We start from the raw sequence: 17,198 nt of genomic DNA on the forward strand, positions 1-17,198 counted from the left end.
GGATTTACGTATGCGGAGCGCCGCCCTCATCGTTGCCCTCCTCACCATCGTCTCCGGTGTCGCAGTCCCGGCGGCGGCCACAGATATGACTGCGGCTGGCGCTCACGGCGTTGACGCGGCAGTCGACGACTCCGGAGTCGACGGTTTCGGTTCCGACCCGCGCTCGCAAGCGCCCACCGCCCTCGGCCGCGCACCGCTCGTCACCCAGCAGTCGAGTCTCGAACGGTCGCCACAGACGGAGATATCGATTCGGGTTCGCGACGACCGCTCGGCGGACTGGCGCATCGAGATGCGCTACGATCTCGAGACGCGAAACGAAACCGCGGCGTTCGAAGCGTTCGTACAGGAGTACGAGCAGGGAGCCACCGACGTCGGCCCCGATGCCGCCTTCTTTCAGCGCGTCAGCCAGACGGCCGCCGAGCAGACCGGCCGGTCGATGACCGTCCAGAACGCGACAACGACGGGCTACGTCGAAAACGGGACCGGCGTCCTCGTGTTGAGGTTCACATGGACGAACTTCGCGGAACAGACCGACGAGGGACTGCGCGTCGGGGACGCCTTCTCGGCCGCCGATGGCGGGACGTGGCTCTCCTCGCTGCAGTCGAACCAGAACCTCACGATTCAGACGCCCCCGGGCTACGCCGTCAGTGACACGGACATCCCGCTGGAGAACAACGCTGTCGTCGCCGAGGGGCCGCGGACGTTCGAGTCGACCGAGCAACTAAGCGTGAGTTACGTTTCCACAGGGTCGGACGGAGCCATCCCGTGGACGCTCGTCGGTGGCGGTGCCATCATCTTCCTGGTGCTCGTGGCAGGAGTCGTCCTGTTCGCCCGGCGGCGGCCGGCCGACGCTGACACGGCCGGACCGTCGGCATCGACGCCTGCGCGGCGTCAGGAGCCGATGCCGGAGCCGGCCGACGAACTCGGCACCGACGAAGAGGGTGACGACGACGGCGAAGCAGGCGAAGCGCCCGACGATATCAACCTCGACTTACTCTCGGACGAAGAGCGGGTCGAACTCCTCTTGGAACGGAGCGGCGGGCGGATGAAGCAGGCGAACATCGTCAAGGAGACCGGCTGGTCCGACGCCAAGGTCTCACAGCTCCTGTCGGCGATGGCCGACGAGGGGCGCGTCGAGAAACTGCGCCTCGGCCGCGAGAACCTCATCTCGCTCCCCGACGAGGACGAAGACGAGGAGTAATCGGGCGACGGCGTCGCCGACGGCCGCGGTGCGAAAACGTTTATTCTCCCCCGTCGGTAGTGAACGTTGATGAAAGTTCTCGTAACCGTCAAGGAGGTCGCCGAGGTCGAAGAGGACTTCGAGCTCGACGGGCTCCGCGTGGCGGACCAGTACCTCGACTACGACCTCAACGAGTGGGACGAGTACGCGGTCGAGGAAGCCGTCCAAATCGCCGAGGAGAGCGACGACGACGTGGAGGTCGTCGCCGTCACCATCGGCCCCGAGCGGTCCGAGGAGACCATTCGCATGGCGCTCGCCAAGGGCGTCGACCGCGCGGTCCGCGTGTGGGACGACGCGCTCGACGGCGTGGACCTGCTCGACGTGGGCGCGAAGACGCGCCTCCTCTCGGCGGTCGTCGAGGAGGAAGACCCCGACCTCGTCCTGACGGGCGTGCAGGCGAACGACGACAGCTTCGGCGCGACCGGCGTCTCGCTCGCCTCGGCAATCGACTTCGAGTGGGCCGCGGTCGTGAACGCGCTCGACCTCGATACCGACGGCGGCGTGGCGAACGTCCGCCGCGAGCTCGAAGGCGGCGTGGAGGAACTCACCGAGGTTGACCTGCCCGCGGTCCTCACCATCCAGACCGGTATCAACGAGCCCCGCTACGCGAGCCTGCGCGGGATTCGGCAGGCCCAGTCGAAGGAGATCAAGCCGCTCGCGCTCTCCGACCTCGGCCTCGACGCCGCGGCGGTCGAGTCCGACCTCGTCCTGACCGACGTGTACGAGCCGGAGACCGAGTCCGACGCGACCTACTTCGAGGGTGACGCCGGGGAGCAGGCCGCCGACCTTGCGACCGTCCTCCGCGAGAAGGGGGTGGGCGCGCAATGAGCGACGTGCTCGCCGTCGTCGAGCACCGCCGCGGAAGCCTCCGCGACGTGTCGTTCGAACTCGTGACGGCCGGCGCAGACCTCGTCGGCGACACCGGCGGCGACCTCCACCTGGCGGTCATCGGCGGCGACGTGGACGCCTTCGCCGAGGAGCTCTCGCTCGCCGGCGTGGACGCGATTCACACCGTCGCCGAGGGCGACGAGTTCAACCACGACGTGTACGTACAGGCCGTCGCGGCCCTCTTCGAGGAACTCGACCCCACGTACGTCCTCATGGGCAACACGGTCAACGGCCTCGACTACGCCCCCGCGGTCGCAGAGCGCCTCGACCTCCCGCTCGTGACCGACGCCATCGGCCTGCAGAACGACGGCGGCCTCGTCGTCACCCGCGAGATGTACGCCTCGAAGGTCGAATCGACCGTCGAGGTCGACGCCGACCGCGCCGCGGTCACCGTCCGCCCCGGCGAGTGGGACGCCGCCGAGGAGTCGGGTGAGCCCGCGGTCGAGGCCTTCTCGTTCGACCTTGACGAATCTCGCGTGCGCTCGCGCGTGACCGGCTTCGAGGAAGTCGGCAGCGGCGACGTGGACATCACCGACGCCGACGTGCTCGTCTCCGTCGGCCGCGGCATCGAAGAAGAAGAGAACATCGAACTCGTACAGGAACTCGCCGACGCGCTCGGCGCGACGCTCTCGTCGTCGCGGCCCATCGTCGACAACGGCTGGCTCCCGAAGGACCGACAGGTCGGCCAGTCCGGAAAGGTCGTCACGCCGAAGTTCTACATCGCAATCGGCATCTCCGGCGCCGTCCAGCACGTCGCCGGGATGAAGGGTGCCGAGAACATCGTCGCCATCAACACCGACCCCGACGCGCCCATCTTCGACATCGCCGACTACGGTATCGTCGGCGACCTCTTCGAGGTCGTTCCGGAACTCATCGAGCAGTTCGAGTAAGCGACCACCTGTTTTTGGTCCAGATTTTTGCGGTGCGAACTCGTGAGCGACGTCTCCGGGGCGCGTTTTCTCCGACTACCGCCGCACCCCAGTCGCGCGGTTTCTCCAAATCCGGTACGTACTTCCCTACCCAACCCTACGAACCGACAATGGAATACCTGGAGCGCCGGGTCACGATGGTAAACGACCGCCTCGAGGAGGTCGTCTCGGCGGTCGAGCCGTCGGAACTCGCCGACCAACTCGACCACGTCGCTCTCGCGGGGGGCAAGCGCGTCCGCCCCGCCGTGACCATCCTCGCCTGCGAGGCCGTCGGTGGCACCCCCGAAGACGCCGTCGACTTCGCGGTCGGCGTCGAACTCGTCCACAACGCCTCGCTCGTCGTCGACGACATCATCGACCGGTCCGACATCCGCCGCGGCACGCCGAGCGCGTGGGCCGAGTACGGCTACGGCCCGGCCATCATCGCCTCCGACGGCCTGCTCGGCGAGGCGTTCGCCCTCCTCTCGTCGTCCGACCGCGCCACCCGCATCGTCGCCGAGTCGATGGTCGAACTCGGCGAGGGCGAGGCGACCGAACTGGTCGCGGTCCCATCCAACGAAGACGAGTACATGCAGCTCGCCCACCGCAAGACGGGCGCGCTGTTCCGCGCCGCCGCCGAACTCGGTGCGGTTGCCGCCGGTGGCGACGCCCACGTCGTCGAGGCGTTCGGCGACTACGCGGCCCGCGTCGGCGTCGCCTTCCAGATTCGCGACGACGTGCTGGACGCCACGGCCGACGCCGAGGAACTCGGCAAGCCCACGGGACAGGACGCCGAGATGGGCCGGCCGTCGCTCGTACAGGTGACGGACCTGACCCCCGAGGAAGCGAACCGCCGGGCCAGACAGCAGGCCGACGAAGCGCTTTCGGCTCTCGACTCGTCGGGCGTCGAGGACTCGGAGCCGCTTGAATACCTCCGCGACCTCGCGGAGTTCGTCATCGTCCGCGAGAGCTAAACGGGGCGAGTTCGAGTTCGGAACCGTCGATGCCGAAAAACCACAGAACACGCCGAGTGGCGATGCCGCCCGCGACTGATTACGCCGGTTGCTCGCCGTCCGAGCCGGTCGGATAGCGCGACTCCGCCACCGCGAACGTGAGCGTGCTCAGCACACCGAGGAGCGTGCCGACCGTGAGTGCGACGGCGAGGCCGGGGAGGTAGAACTTCTGGACGCCGAAGACGCCCTCGGGGAGGAAGAAGCCGGAGAGCGCGTACAGCACGATGGCGATGGCGAACACGTAGAACGGCGCGTTGAGGTAGCGCCACTTGAACCGGTCGTGGAGGTACTCGTCGGTCACCTGGCCGAGACTGCTCGTGATGCCGGCGGCAGCGAACCACTCGACAGCGCCGTGGACGAGCGTCGCGAGGATGAGTCCCGGCGCGGGGTCACCGCCGACGCTGTCGGAGACGGTTTCGAGGAGTTCGACCCCGCGGACGCCGCCGACGACGAGGAGCGCCGCGGCGGCGACGTAGGTGATGATGGTGACGCGACCGGCGTAGAGGACGTTGCGCGCCCGGTTTGCCGCCTCGTCGACGGCGGATTCGAGGCCGAGCCCGCGGAACAGCGTGTACAGGCCGAGCAGCGCCGAGATGAGGCCGAGGACGACCGCACCGGGCACGTCGAAGAAACTGGCGATGGTGACGAATGGGTAGATGAGAAGCAGGATGCCGAGCGGGACGAGGATGGTCCCGCGGGTTTCGGGGTCGGCGAGCACCTGCTTCATCGTGTAGTACATCGATTCGAGGTTCTGGGCCTGTCTGACGACGACCCGACGGACCCCGTCGATGGGGACGCGAGAGCGGATGACCGGCAGGACCGACTCGTCCTGTGCGCCGTCGGTGATGACGATGGCGTGGACGGGCTCACCGGTCGAGAGGCTCGCGAGGACGGTGTCTATCTCGTCGCCGATAGCGCGGTTCGCTTTCACGTCGCTGCCTTCCAACCCGGTGACCGCCGCGACCTCGACCTCCTCGTCCTCCGATTCGAGGAGTTCGTCGTGGACCTGAATGCCCTGAAAGAGGACGTTCACGTCGGAGTCCTCCGGGTCCGCGGTTGCCAGCGCCACCGCGGCGTCCTCGACGCGCTGTCGGCCGACGACGGGCGTCGAGAGACCCGTCTTGCGGCCGAGGTCGTCGTCGAGGTCGACACAGAGGACCAAGAGCATCGTTGACTCCTATGCCACGGGGATATATCTGCTTTCGGGGGCGCGTCCGCGGTGGTGCGGTCGGTCGGTCTCGCGGGGCGGACGGACGGCCGTCGCGGCGAGGTCGTGGCCCCCGCAAGCCGCGCCGGTCAGTCGGACGCGCCGGCCTCGCCGACGGGGTCGAAAAGCACCTCGAAGCGCGCCCCGGACTCGCCGTCGACGACCCGAATTATCCAGCCGTGGGAGTCGACAATCTGCCGGACGATACCGAGTCCGAGGCCGTTTCCGTCGCCGTCCTTGGTCGAAAAGCCCGAGTCGAAGATGCGGTCGCGAATCGATCCCGGGATACCGGGGCCGTTGTCCTCGATGAAAAAGCCGCGGTGTGACGGGAGGGCACCGACGCGAATCACGAGTTCGGAGCCGCTGTCGGGCGCGTCGCCCCGGGCGTGCTGAAGCGCGTTCCGAAACAGGTTCTCGAAGAGGCGCGTCGCCCGGCTCTCGTCGGCTTCGACCACCGGAAGTTCGCCGATTTCACAGCGCACGTTGCCGGCGTTCGAAGAGCACATCTCCCACGCGGTGGCCGCGGCGTCCGCCAGGGAGACCTCCTCCGCGTCGAGGACGGACCGTTCGTCGCGGGCGAGAGACAGCACGTCTTCGACCACGTCGGTGATGCGCCGGTGGGCGCGTTCGACGTGGTCGAGGTGGCCGTCGTCGCCGAGTTCACGGGCGAGTTCGAGTCGTCCCTGAGCGACCGCCAGCGGCCCGCGAATGTCGTGTGAGAGGACGCGGGCGAAAGCGTCGAGTCGGGCGTTCTGCTGGGCGAGTTCGCGCTCGTGGCTGATGCGCTCGGTGAGGTCCGACATCACGCCGAGGATGTTCGTCACGTCGCCGTTCTCGTCGAGGAGTGGGACCGCGCGGGCGTTCGCCCAGCGGATGGTCTCGCTCTCCTCGGAGATGAACCGGAATTCGTACTCGTACTGCTCGTCGACGACGCCGTCTCGGATGTCGGTGAACATCTCGTCGATGGCCCGCCGCAGTTGGTCGCGGTCGTCGACGTGGACGAGGTCGAGGAACGAACGCGGGTCCTCGTAGAGGAGCGACACGTCTCGTCCCCAGACGTTCTCGAACTGGTCGTTGATGTAGACGATGTCCAGTTCGGTCGGCTCCGAGATGAACACCATGTCCGGAAGCGACGAGATTATCTGCCTGGTGAGGCGCTCGGAGCGCCGGAGGAGCCGTTCGGACTCCAGTCGGGCCGTGACGTCCATCGCGGTGCCGACGACGACCGGCTCGCCGTCGACCGTCGTCCGCTGGCCGGTGATTTCCAGCGTGGTCAGCTCGTCGGCGTGGTTGCTGACGCGGACGGTGTACGACATCGATTCGACGCTCCCGTGCTCCCGGCTCTTCAGGCTCTCATCGACGATGGCGCGGTCTTCCTCGACGATGAAGTCCGTGATGGGCCGACCGACTATCTCATCGATGTCGTAGCCGAGCAGGTTCGAGAGGTACTCGTTGACGAACTCGATTCGGCCGTCGCGTATCACGTACAGGCCGACGAGCGACTGCTCGGCGATGACCTGGAGCCAGGCGTACAGCTCGCTGAGTTCGGTCGACTGCCGAGCCGCGACGACCGCGTTCGAGATGCGGTGGGCGAGCACCGCGAGTTGCACGTCGGTCGGCCGCTTGTCGACCACGTCGGCGACGCCGGCGGCGAACGCTTCGCGGACAACGTCCTCCGAATCGAGCCGCGTGAACAGAATCACCGGCGGCGGGTTCGGCGACTCGCGGACGCGGAGCAGCGTGTCGAGACCGGCCGTGCCGTCGAACTCGAACTCGGTGACTATACAGTCGAACGGCGACTCGGCGTGCGCCTCGAGCGCCGCGGCCGGGTCGTCGACCGCCGAGATCTCGAGACGGCCGCACGCCTCGAGCGCCGGAACCGTGTCTGCGACGGTTTCGGGGTCATCGTCGACGAGAAGGACCCGGACCGGACCTTCAGCGTGGACGACGGGACCGATAGACATGGAATATTGTCAGTCATATACAACAATAACCGTACCGGCGAGCGGAAGGTCCCCGGACAAAGTCGGACGCCTTTTGACGATGCGCCAAGTACGGTTCCGTAATCGAATGATCTCGAAGGGATGCGAACAGTGCGCCATGGGCGGGAAGATGGTGCTGTTCGTCTACGGGTACTGCGACCAGCGCGATTGTTTCTACTGCCCGCTCGGCGAGAATCGCAAGAACGTCACCGACGTGTACGCCAACGAGCGAAAGGTCGAGTCCGACGCGGACGTCATCGAGGAGGCGAAACGCATGGACGCACTCGGCTCGTCTATCACCGGCGGCGAACCGCAGGAAGCGCTCGACAAGACCTGCCGCTACATCTCGCTTCTCAAAGACGAGTTCGGCGAGGACCATCACATCCACCTCTACACGGGTATCACGGGCGGGCGCGAGAACATGCGCCGCCTCGCCGAGGCCGGCCTCGACGAGATTCGCTTCCACCCGCCGCTCGAACTCTGGGGCGACATGCACGGCACCGAGTGGGAGGACATCCTTTACATCGCCCGCGAGGAGGGACTCACCCCGGCGTTCGAGATCCCGGGCATCCGCGCGGAACGGGAGTTCCTCGACTTCCTCGACGAGGGGGCCGCGGAGTTCTGCAACATCAACGAGTTCGAGATGTCAGACGGCAACTACCGCCGGATGCAGGAGAAGGGCTACGAACTGCAGGACGGCCACATGTCGGCGGTCGACGGCTCGAAGGAGGCCATCCTCGACGAGATGGGCGACCACGAGCGCGTCTACTTCTGTACCTCCGTGTTCAAGGACGCCGCCCAGCACCGAAACCGCCTGAAGCGCATGGCCCGCAACCTCCGCCGCCCGTTCGACGAGGTGACGGACGACGGCACGCTCGTCTACGGCAAGACCTACACGCCCGCCGAGCGCTTCATCGAACTCGGCGTCCCCGACGAGTTCTACAGCATCAAGTCGAACCATGTCGAGGTCGCGTGGTGGCTCCTCGAAGAGATGATCGAAGACGGTGACGTTGACGACGGCGAAATCGTCGAGCAGTACCCGACCTACGACGGGACGGTCGTCGAGCGGACGCCGCTGGCCTGAGTGTCTCCGTTTTTGGTCCAGATTTTTGCGGAGTGAGCGTGAGCGAACTCCGGAAAAAGGTGGGACTGGGACGGTCGTCGAGCGGACGCCGCTGGCCTGAGTTCTACGTTCTTTTTGGTCCAGATTTTCACGCCGCCATCACGACTGAAAGCGGTGGTTCCGCCGCGCCCGGTTTCTCGTGAGTGCGACGAACAGACTCGGCGTGAGCGCGAGCGCCACGGCCGCGGCCGTCGTCGGACCGAGCGGAAGCTGCATCGCGATGCCGATGACCGCGACCGATACGCCGACGAGCACGCCCGCGGCGATACCGGCGCGCTGTTGGCGATGTGTCGGCCGGAACCCGCGGGCGTCGGCGTAGAGCGCCCCCGACAGTCCGAGGACGAACCCGAGGAGCGCGCTCACCGTTCCGAGTCGGGGCGCGAGCGCGAGGAACGCCGCGCCGATGACCGCACAGCAGACGAGTGACTGGACTGGGGAAAGCGGGTTCACGTCCGCGCCGAACCGGACCGCGTAGGCGACAGGCGGAAGTGAGACCACCACCGCGGCGAACACGCCGTCGAGTGGTTCGACCGTCGCGCGTTCGAGGACGGCGGTCGCCGCGGTCAGCAGGCCGATTGCCGCGCCGAGGCCGAGGACGACCCGCGGCGGGAGCGCCTCCGAGGGGTCGGCCGACCGGAGGACGCCGAAGGCGGCGAAGGGGTAACAGACGACGGCACCGAAGAGGAGCGGGCGAAACAGCGTCCCCGAGAGAACCGCCGCGGAGACGGTCGCCGACAGGCCGAGGAAGACGCCGATGAGGAGTGCGAACTCGGGGACGCGTTCTGCCATACCGCGGGGTTCGAGCGAGCGACGGAAAGCGTTTCGGCGGCGGACGGGCTACCCGCAAGCGTTTAGAGTGCCCCTAGTGTACCTCCCCGCATGTCCGACTGTCCACTCGCGGACGACTGCCCGAGCTTCTCAGAACGAATCGCGGGCATGGGGTGCCAGTACTACGGCGACCGCGGCGGCGCGGAGTGGTGCGACCACTACGAGCGCCCCATCTACGAGCTCAAACAGCAGCCCGTCAAGCCGGGCGAGGAGGTCATCGTCACCGTCGAGGACATCCACGAGAGCGGTGCCGGAGTCGGCCGGACCGAAGACGGCTTCATCGTCTTCGTGGACGGGCTCCTGCCGGACGCGCGCGCCATCGTCCGCATCGACCGGGTGAAGGGGAGCCACGCCCGCGCGAAGAAAATCGTCGAGCGCCTGCCGCTGGACCCCGAAGCCGAAGACGTCGAGTCGGACGCGGGCGAGAAGACCGGAGCCGACTCCGAGAAGAAGCAGAGCGGTCGCAACGGCCCGAAGCGCCCCGAGGCGCTCGGGAGCCGAGACAACTTCTGGGGCGAATAACGCCGACTCGTCGGCGGCGTCCCGTGGACAGTCAGCCTGCTGTATCTTTTTTCACCCCCGAGACCTACCCCGAGGTATGAGCGACGCCGGACGCGACGACGAGACGGTCCCCGACGTAGACGAACTCCTCGATAGAGCCGGGTTCGACCCGGAGACGAGCGTCCTCACCCGGAGGCAAGCGGAGGTGCTCGCGCTGCGCGAGCGGGACATCCGCCAGTCGACTATCGCCGACTCCCTCGGCACCTCGCGGGCGAACGTCTCCAGCATCGAAGCCAGCGCCCGCGCCAACGTCGAGAAGGCCCGCGAGACGGTGACGTTCGTCGACGCGCTCACCGCGCCGGTCCGCGTCGAGGTCCCCGCCGGAAGCGACCTCTACGACGTGCCCAAGCAGGTGTACGACGCCTGCGACGAGGCGGGCGTGAAGGTGAACCAGACCGCGCCGGACCTGATGAAGATCGTCTCCGACGCGGCCGGCGACGCGGTGGAAGGGAGAGAAATCAAAGAACAACTCTTCGTCGGCGTCACGAGCGACGGGCGCGTCCGGGTCCGCCGGCACGCCGACGGAGTCTGACCGCGCACCCGCGCTGGAACCGCGTCGCGTCCGACGCCTCCGGTTCACCCCACGTCGTGCCGCGAGGCCCACGCTTTTGCTCGCGGCGGTCGTCGCACCGGACATGGACCTCGGACTCGACGGCGACACGGTCGTCGTCACGGCGAGTTCGGCCGGCCTCGGGCGCGCGAGCGCCGCGGCGCTGGCCGACGAAGGAGCGAACGTCGTCGTCTGCGGGCGCGACCCGGAGCGCCTCGCGGCGACCGAATCGGAACTGGGCGACCTCGACGGCGACGTGCTCGGCGTCGAGACCGACATCACGAGCAAGCACGACGTCGAGGCGCTCGTCGAGGCGGCCGTCGAGGAGTTCGGCGGCGTCGACCACGTCGTCACCTCGGCCGGCGGCGTGCCGCCGGGCGGCTTCGCCGACCTGACCGAACAGGAGTGGTACGGCGCGTTCGACATGCTCGTCATGAGCGCCGTCTGGACCGTGCGGGCGGCGCGGCCGCACCTCGAAGCGAGCGACGCGGGCACGATTACCTGCATCACCTCCACGTCGGTCAAAGAAGTCATCGACGACCTCATCCTCTCGAACGCGGTCCGGCGCGGCGTCATCGGCCTCGTGAAGTCGCTGTCGCGCGAACTCGCGCCGGGCGTGCGGGTGAACGCGGTGCTGCCGGGCGCACACGAGACGAGTCGCATCGAGGAGTTGGTCGAGGCGGCCGTCGAGCGCGGCGACCACGACACCTACGAGGAGGGCCTCGACTCGTGGTCCGACGGGATTCCGCTGGGCCGCGTCGGCGACCCGCGCGAACTCGGCGACGTGGTCGCGTTCCTCGCCAGTGACCGCGCGAGCTTCGTCACCGGGGCCTGCGTCCCAGTCGACGGCGGGCGACTGCGGAGCGCCTGACGCGGCGCTCGACCCGTCTCAGAACGCGTCGCGGTCGCGGAGGACCGAGACCGCGTCGCGGACGTTCTGCGCTTGTTCTTTCGGCACGACGAGTACGCGGTCATCCCACGCGACGACCGCGAGGTCGGAGACGCCGACGAGCGAGATGTTCGCGCCGTCGGTAGCGACCACGTTGTCGGCGGCGTCGACGAACACCGGGTCGTCGCCGAGCGCGACGTTACCGTCCTCGTCGGCGGCGACGATTCGTTCGAGGGCGTCCCACGAACCGAGGTCGTCCCACTCGAAGTGGACCGGGACGACCGCCGCGTCGGCGGCGCGCTCCATCACCGCGTAGTCGATGCTGACGCCCTCGACCGCCTCGAATCCGGCGTCCGTGTCGCCGGCGTCGAGGGCATCGAGGAGGGGCGCGAGCGGCGAGTCGCGCGCAGCGGAAAACAGCGCCTCTGGCGTCCACGCGAACATCCCGGCGTTCCAGAGATAGCCCTCGTCGACGTAGCGGGCGGCCGTCTCGGCGTCCGGCTTCTCGTGGAACGCGGCGAGGTCGCGGTAGTCGCCACGGTCCGCGCCGGGTTCGATGTAGCCGTAGCCGGTGTCCGGGCGGGTCGGGTCGACGCCGAAGGCGACGAGTGCGCCGGTGTCGGCGGCGACGCGTGCGCCGCGGGTCATCGCCTCGGCGAAGCCGTCGCCGACGTGGTGGTCGCTCGGGAGGACGACGACGACCGGGTCGTCGTACAACTCGGCGATTCGGTGGGTCGCGTAGACGAGCGCCGGGCCGGTGTCCTTGGCCGCGGGTTCGACCACGACCTCGGCGTCGGGCGCGTGGTGGGCGACGCCGTCCGCGAACTCTGGGCGCGTCGAGACAACGACGTGGTCGGCGAAATCGGCGCGGGCGACGGTCTCGGCGAGGAGAGAGCGGTCGCCGCCGAGCGGGAGGAACTGTTTGGGCCGGTCGCTCCGGCTCGCGGGGTACAGGCGGGTGCCGGTGCCGCCGGCGAGGACGAGCGCGACGAGTGGTCGGTCCATATCGGTGGGTGGCGCTACAGCCTCAAAACCGTACCACGTCGCGGCCTACGTCACCGGCCACGTCGCTGACCATATCGCTGCCCACGGCTCGACTATTCCGCCTACCACGTCTCGACCATCCCTTCGCGGATGTCCTCGACACAGCCCTGACAGTCGGGGTGGTCGGGGTCGAAGCAGGCGGGGCGGCCCTTCCCGTCGACGGCGACGGCGCGGCGCTCGGCGTGGCGGCGACAGACGATTTTGGCGCGGCCCTCACCGTCCCGCGGGAGGGAGTGCGCCGGAGACGAGTCGCGACCGTCTCGATAGGCGCGTTTGGCCTCCTCGTAGCGCTTGCCGGCGTTTCGAGCGGCGCTGCGAATGATGCTTTCGAGGCGGTCGTCCATGCTGTCGAATGCGTCTCCGAGGCTATCAATTCCTCGCTCGGTGCGACGGTTCTGACGCGCTCTCCGGCGTGACGTTCACTTTCACTGCGCCGTTTGCAACTTTTTATATGAGTACGCATCCAAGCTCAGTATGCCTCCCAATGGAAACCAAGGTGGAGGCGAGGTAGACCATGACTGATTTGCGAACCCACGCGGCTGAGATAGCCGACCAGTTCTCGGACCACCTAGACGTGTCCGCGGACGAAGTCGAAGAACGATTAGAGAGCCTCGTCAGCGAGTACCGTGTCCCCGTCGACGAAGCGCGGCGGAGCGTCGTCAACAGTTACCTCGACGAGGCCGGCATCGAGCGCGACGAGCTCGCCGGCGGCTCCGGCGGGAACGAACAGACCCTGCTCAACGACATCGACCAAGACGAGCAGTGGGTCGACGTGCGCGCGAAGGTCGTCGAACTCTGGGAACCCCGGAGCGAGTCCGTCGCGCAGGTCGGCCTGCTCGGCGACGACTCCGGGCGGATGAAGTTCATCGCCTTCACCACGTCCGAACTCCCCGAACTCGAAGAGGGGAAGTCGTACGCGCTCGGCAACGTCGTCACAGACGAGTACCAGGGCAACTTCTCCGTGAAGCTCAACCGGACGACGAGCATCACCGAACTCGACGAAGAGATCGAAGTCGGCGACGACTCGACCAGCGTCGAGGGCGCGCTCGTGGACATCCAGTCCGGGAGCGGCCTCATCAAGCGCTGTCCCGAGGAGGGCTGTACGCGCGTCCTCCAGAACGGGCGCTGTTCCGAACACGGCAGCGTCGAAGGCGAGTTCGACCTCCGCATCAAGGCCGTCGTCGACGACGGCGAGGAGGTCCACGAAGTCATCTTCAACCGCGAGATGACGGAGGAGCTGACCGGTATCGAACTGGACGAGGCGAAGCAGATGGCCATGGACGCCCTCGACACCACCATCGTCGAAGAGGAGATGCGCGGTGACCTCGTGGGGTTCTACTACCGCGTCACCGGTCCGACGCTGGGTCGGTACGTGCTCGCCAACGAAGTCGAGCGGCTGAGCGAGCCGGCGGACGCAGAAGAACTGCTCATCAAAGCGAGGTCGATGTAAATGAGTTCCAACGAAATCCCCACCCGAGAGGTCGCCCGGCGCGTCTTCGCACAGGAGTTCAACGACGCCGGTTACACGTTCAAAGAGTCCGACGACGAGCGCGCGCCCGTCTACCTGCTGCTCCCGACGGGAGAGAGCGCGAACCGCGTCTTCCTCGTCGGCACGCTGACCGAGAAGGAAGACGTCGGCGAGGACAACGAGTACTGGCGCGGTCGCATCGTCGACCCGACGGGGACGTTCTTCGTCTACGCCGGCCAGTATCAGCCCGAGGCTGCCAGCGCGCTGCGCGACCTCGACGCGCCCGCCTACGTCGCGGTCGTCGGCAAGCCGCGGACCTACGAGACCGACGACGGCAGCATCAACGTCTCCGTCCGCCCCGAGTCCATCACCGAGGTCGACGCGGCCACGCGCGACCGCTGGGTGACCGAGACCGCGGACAAGACGCTCGACCGCATCGCGGCGTTCGACGACGAGGGCAACGAGTACGCGCGGATGGCCCGCGAGCACTACGACCTCGACCCCGAGGAGTACAAACGCGCCGCCATCGCCGCGCTCGAAAGCCTCGAACAGGCCGACGAACTGAGCGCGTAAGCGAGCGTCTCGCCCGCGACCAGACGCGTCAGCGGGGCGCGCACCGGTCGACGAACCCACCAAACGTATCAAACGCCGACTGACGGCCGATTTCCACCGTCATACGCCCCTTTTTTGACGAATCACGACGCCCGCGACCCCTCGTCTGACGAACCATTAAGTGGCCTCACCACGGACCGACGAATATCATGGGCAACAAGAACAAGACCATCTCGTTTCGCGTCAACGAGGACGCGTTCGAGACCCTTCGGGAGATCGCCGAGGAGCGGGACATCTCCCTGTCCGCCGTCTTCCGCGACTACGTGGACACGTTAGTTGCCCACGACGGTCAGGTGCAGGTCGTCCCCAAACACGAACTCGAAAAGCTGCGCGAGGGGGAAGACGAGTCGTTCCCCCCGACCGTGGAGGTTCCCAAGAGCTTCATCCGCGAGCACGAGCGCCTCGAACTGGAGGCCGAACACCTCCGCGAACAGCTCGAAGAGCACAAGGGCTACGTGAACTACCTGCGCGAGCAGGTCGAAAACGACCACGACGACGTCGAAGAGGTCATCCAACTGGAAGACCTCGACACGGGCGACGAGCCGTCGTTCCGCCTCGGCTAAGCGCTGTACTGTCCTCTGTGGCGTCCACGCTCACCGATATTCAGCGAGGACCGACGAGGTCCTGCTTCGCCCGCCGCGCGTCGTCCTGCATCTCTCTGTTTCCTTCCACGTCCGCGAGCGCCTCGACCGATTCGAGCGTCCGGACCGCGTCGTCGAGAAACGAGAGCACGTCTCCGGGGTAGGCGTACACCATGTAGTCGTCGCTCATCACGTCCACGATGGCGTCGGGGCCGAGGCCCTGCGCGCGGAGTTCGAGCAGGTACTCGATGAACTGGCGCTCGGGGTAGCCGGTGTAGATGTCGTCCGAATTTTCGCAGTCGAGGAAGTCCTGCGCGAAGTCGAGCAGGCGGTCTCGGGTGGCGTCGTCAACCTTGGCGAGCCCCTCGCCGGAGTAGAGGATTTCGAGGGTCGCACCACTGAAGACGCGCTTGGGGATGTTCGTATCCAGTTGCGAGACGATTTGGCGGTGGTTTTTGAGATAAATCTTGTCGGTGATAGCCACTGCTACCCGTGACTTCGGGCCTCCGCGGCAAAAGCGTCCCGCTCGCCGACGCAGCGTCGGCGACGCGGGTGAGCTCTGTTACGTACTGTCATTCCGGGACCGTAGCGTAACGTATTTTAGTCGTAGCGGATTAGGAAGGATTGCAGCGTGTCCGGGTTGGGGTAGTGGACTATCCTTCAGCCTTGTGGAGGCTGAGACGCGGGTTCAATTCTCGCACCTGGACCTCTTCTTTACATTTCGACCGGTGAGCGCCGCGTAGCGTGCGCGAACCCATTCTCGAAATGTACTGTGAGGGACGACTGCGAGAATTGAGCCAGGGAGCAACTTGTTGCGACCGAGGTTCAATTCTCGCACCTGGACCTTCTTCACATTCTCACTCTTTCGAGCGTGTGCTCGCGTCAGCGAGCACCGCGAGAACTCACGAGAATGTGCGACGTCGAACCGAGAGAATTGAATCGGGGAGCGAACGAAGTGAGCGACCGGGGTTCAATTCTCGCACCTGGACCTCTTCTTTACATTTCGACCGGTGAGCGCCGCGTAGCGTGCGCGAACCCATTCTCGAACTGTACTGTGAGGTGTGGCTGCGAGATTGAATCAGGGAGCGATGCGAACGAAGTGAGCAGAGCGACCGAGGTTCACGCGAGTGAAACGAGCGTGAGTACGTGAGGCGGAGCCTCACGCCGTTCAATTCTCGCACCTGAACTGACGACACGCCCACCAGAACCAAGTATGTCATTGAACAACATTCAACGTGGGATGAGTACCCAACTCCGCGCGGACAACTCGGTGTTCGACCGCATCCGCGACGCGATACTCAACCGCGGCGACCCGGAGGACAACGAAGCACCCGTCGGCCCAACAGTTCCGACGGGGTGACCGTCGCTCCGCAGTATCGCCGTCGGTCCACCTCGTTTTTCGGCGCTCGAACGCCGAGCGAGAGCCGTCTCGAACCGTCGATAGCGGGGCCGTCGCCGACAACCCGATGGGAACACCGGAAACGAGCACGTCTTTCTATCGGGCGTCCTACGACCCGGCCATGCAGGTCGCCATCGTCACCGTCGGCAACGAACTGCTCGCGGGGGACATCGAGAACACGAACGCGACGTGGTTAGCCAGACGGCTCACCGAGGGCGGGGCGACGGTGGCGCGGATTCAGACGGTCCCCGACGACCACGAGGTCATCGCGGAGACGGTCGCCGACTGGGCGGCCGCCTTCGACGCCGTGCTCGTCACCGGCGGCCTCGGGGGGACGCCGGACGACATCACGATGGAGGCCGTCGCCGCCGGTCTCGACAGGGCGTTCGTCGTCAACGACGAGGCCGAAACGCAGGTCGAAGCGACCATCGCGGCGATTCTCGAACGCCGACCCGACATCGACTTCGACCTCGAACCGGAGTGGTACGCCTCGATGCCCGCCGACGCCGAGGTACTCCCGAACGAAGAGGGCCTCGCACCCGGCTGTCGGGCGGGGAACGTCTACGTCCTGCCGGGTATCCCCACGGAGATGAAGCCGATGTTCGAGGGCATCGCCGAGCGGTTCGCGGGCGATGCGCAGTCACGGGAGTGCTACGCCGACGCACCGGAAGGGGCCGTCGCCCGCGAACTCGGGGAGGTCGCCGAGCGGTTCGGCGTCGGCGTCGGGAGCTACCCCAACAGCGGCGGGCCGACGCGAATCAAACTCACCGGCGGCGACCCGGCGGTGCTCGACGAGGCGATGGCGTGGTTCCGGGCGAACGCGGCGGTCGACCTCTACGAGAGCGAGGCGGCCGTGATGGCGGCGCGCGGAGAGAAAACGGACGGCGAGTAACCGAGCCAGCGGG

Annotated in this window: 18 protein-coding genes and 1 tRNA gene; 13 read left to right on the top strand and 6 right to left on the bottom strand. The window is 66.9% G+C overall.

Annotated features, from left to right (window positions below; translation table 11 throughout):
* Positions 1 to 10 precede the first annotated feature (10 nt).
* The 4 genes from AM590_RS06595 to AM590_RS06610 all read left to right on the top strand — a co-directional run bounded on the left by AM590_RS06595 (position 11) and on the right by AM590_RS06610 (position 4,010).
* Positions 11 to 1,201, top strand: a complete 1,191-nt coding sequence (locus tag AM590_RS06595) for a hypothetical protein (RefSeq protein ID WP_058826768.1) — start codon at positions 11 to 13, stop codon at positions 1,199 to 1,201.
* A gap of 69 nt (positions 1,202 to 1,270) precedes the next feature.
* A complete protein-coding gene (locus AM590_RS06600; RefSeq protein WP_058826769.1) occupies positions 1,271 to 2,068 on the top strand; it encodes an electron transfer flavoprotein subunit beta/FixA family protein in 798 nt (265 codons plus the stop codon).
* The gene (locus tag AM590_RS06605) at positions 2,065 to 3,018 is read left to right on the top strand and encodes an electron transfer flavoprotein subunit alpha/FixB family protein (protein ID WP_058826770.1); all 954 of its coding nucleotides are present in this window, start codon (positions 2,065 to 2,067) and stop codon (positions 3,016 to 3,018) included. The genes AM590_RS06600 and AM590_RS06605 overlap by 4 nt, the downstream gene beginning before the upstream one ends.
* 149 nt (positions 3,019 to 3,167) lie before the next feature.
* Complete coding sequence (locus AM590_RS06610; RefSeq protein WP_050458509.1) at positions 3,168 to 4,010, top strand: polyprenyl synthetase family protein; 843 nt, start codon at positions 3,168 to 3,170, stop codon at positions 4,008 to 4,010.
* A 79-nt stretch (positions 4,011 to 4,089) separates the two neighbouring features.
* Here AM590_RS06610 and AM590_RS06615 read toward each other — a convergent pair whose 3' ends face one another.
* Together AM590_RS06615 and AM590_RS06620 are read right to left on the bottom strand one after the other, a co-directional pair.
* On the bottom strand, positions 4,090 to 5,217 hold the full coding sequence (locus AM590_RS06615) for a DUF373 family protein (RefSeq protein ID WP_058826771.1): 1,128 nt from the start codon (positions 5,215 to 5,217) through the stop codon (positions 4,090 to 4,092).
* Positions 5,218 to 5,345: 128 nt separating this feature from the next.
* A complete protein-coding gene (locus tag AM590_RS06620; RefSeq protein WP_058826772.1) occupies positions 5,346 to 7,220 on the bottom strand; it encodes a PAS domain S-box protein in 1,875 nt (624 codons plus the stop codon).
* A gap of 106 nt (positions 7,221 to 7,326) precedes the next feature.
* On the opposite strand from AM590_RS06620, the gene AM590_RS06625 reads away from it, so the two are divergent.
* Positions 7,327 to 8,322, top strand: coding sequence for a radical SAM protein (locus tag AM590_RS06625; protein WP_049904989.1), 996 nt, complete (start codon positions 7,327 to 7,329; stop codon positions 8,320 to 8,322).
* A gap of 138 nt (positions 8,323 to 8,460) precedes the next feature.
* Here AM590_RS06625 and AM590_RS06630 read toward each other — a convergent pair whose 3' ends face one another.
* Positions 8,461 to 9,150, bottom strand: coding sequence for a hypothetical protein (locus AM590_RS06630; protein WP_058826773.1), 690 nt, complete (start codon positions 9,148 to 9,150; stop codon positions 8,461 to 8,463).
* A 90-nt stretch (positions 9,151 to 9,240) separates the two neighbouring features.
* On the opposite strand from AM590_RS06630, the gene AM590_RS06635 reads away from it, so the two are divergent.
* The 3 genes from AM590_RS06635 to AM590_RS06645 all read left to right on the top strand — a co-directional run bounded on the left by AM590_RS06635 (position 9,241) and on the right by AM590_RS06645 (position 11,171).
* On the top strand, positions 9,241 to 9,711 hold the full coding sequence (locus AM590_RS06635) for a TRAM domain-containing protein (protein WP_058826774.1): 471 nt from the start codon (positions 9,241 to 9,243) through the stop codon (positions 9,709 to 9,711).
* A 76-nt stretch (positions 9,712 to 9,787) separates the two neighbouring features.
* Positions 9,788 to 10,282, top strand: coding sequence for a Tfx family DNA-binding protein (locus tag AM590_RS06640; protein ID WP_058826775.1), 495 nt, complete (start codon positions 9,788 to 9,790; stop codon positions 10,280 to 10,282).
* Between the two features lie 103 nt (positions 10,283 to 10,385).
* Entirely contained in the window at positions 10,386 to 11,171 is a 786-nt protein-coding gene (locus tag AM590_RS06645; RefSeq protein ID WP_058826776.1) for an SDR family oxidoreductase, read from the top strand.
* Between the two features lie 18 nt (positions 11,172 to 11,189).
* Here AM590_RS06645 and AM590_RS06650 read toward each other — a convergent pair whose 3' ends face one another.
* On the bottom strand, positions 11,190 to 12,194 hold the full coding sequence (locus tag AM590_RS06650; protein ID WP_058826777.1) for a mannose-1-phosphate guanylyltransferase: 1,005 nt from the start codon (positions 12,192 to 12,194) through the stop codon (positions 11,190 to 11,192).
* A 101-nt stretch (positions 12,195 to 12,295) separates the two neighbouring features.
* On the bottom strand, positions 12,296 to 12,577 hold the full coding sequence (locus AM590_RS06655; protein WP_058568259.1) for a hypothetical protein: 282 nt from the start codon (positions 12,575 to 12,577) through the stop codon (positions 12,296 to 12,298).
* A gap of 170 nt (positions 12,578 to 12,747) precedes the next feature.
* On the opposite strand from AM590_RS06655, the gene AM590_RS06660 reads away from it, so the two are divergent.
* The 3 genes from AM590_RS06660 to AM590_RS06670 all read left to right on the top strand — a co-directional run bounded on the left by AM590_RS06660 (position 12,748) and on the right by AM590_RS06670 (position 14,876).
* Positions 12,748 to 13,683: a replication factor A gene (locus AM590_RS06660; protein ID WP_058826778.1), complete on the top strand. Its 936-nt coding sequence runs from the start codon at positions 12,748 to 12,750 to the stop codon at positions 13,681 to 13,683.
* Complete coding sequence (locus AM590_RS06665) at positions 13,684 to 14,274, top strand: RPA family protein (protein WP_004973682.1); 591 nt, start codon at positions 13,684 to 13,686, stop codon at positions 14,272 to 14,274.
* 188 nt (positions 14,275 to 14,462) lie between these two features.
* The gene (locus tag AM590_RS06670; RefSeq protein ID WP_004044633.1) at positions 14,463 to 14,876 is read left to right on the top strand and encodes a ribbon-helix-helix protein, CopG family; all 414 of its coding nucleotides are present in this window, start codon (positions 14,463 to 14,465) and stop codon (positions 14,874 to 14,876) included.
* Between the two features lie 40 nt (positions 14,877 to 14,916).
* On the opposite strand, the gene AM590_RS06675 is transcribed toward AM590_RS06670, so the two are convergent.
* A complete protein-coding gene (locus tag AM590_RS06675) occupies positions 14,917 to 15,378 on the bottom strand; it encodes a DUF5814 domain-containing protein (RefSeq protein ID WP_058826779.1) in 462 nt (153 codons plus the stop codon).
* A 150-nt stretch (positions 15,379 to 15,528) separates the two neighbouring features.
* On the opposite strand from AM590_RS06675, the gene AM590_RS06680 reads away from it, so the two are divergent.
* Together AM590_RS06680 and AM590_RS06685 are read left to right on the top strand one after the other, a co-directional pair.
* Positions 15,529 to 15,601: transfer RNA gene (locus tag AM590_RS06680), tRNA-His, on the top strand.
* 813 nt (positions 15,602 to 16,414) lie between these two features.
* Positions 16,415 to 17,185 (top strand): molybdopterin-binding protein, encoded by a 771-nt coding sequence (locus tag AM590_RS06685; RefSeq protein ID WP_058826780.1) that lies wholly within the window; start codon positions 16,415 to 16,417, stop codon positions 17,183 to 17,185.
* Positions 17,186 to 17,198: the final 13 nt, after the last annotated feature.

The sequence above is a fragment of the Haloferax sp. Q22 genome (assembly GCF_001482285.1).
In the GTDB taxonomy this organism is placed as follows: domain Archaea; phylum Halobacteriota; class Halobacteria; order Halobacteriales; family Haloferacaceae; genus Haloferax.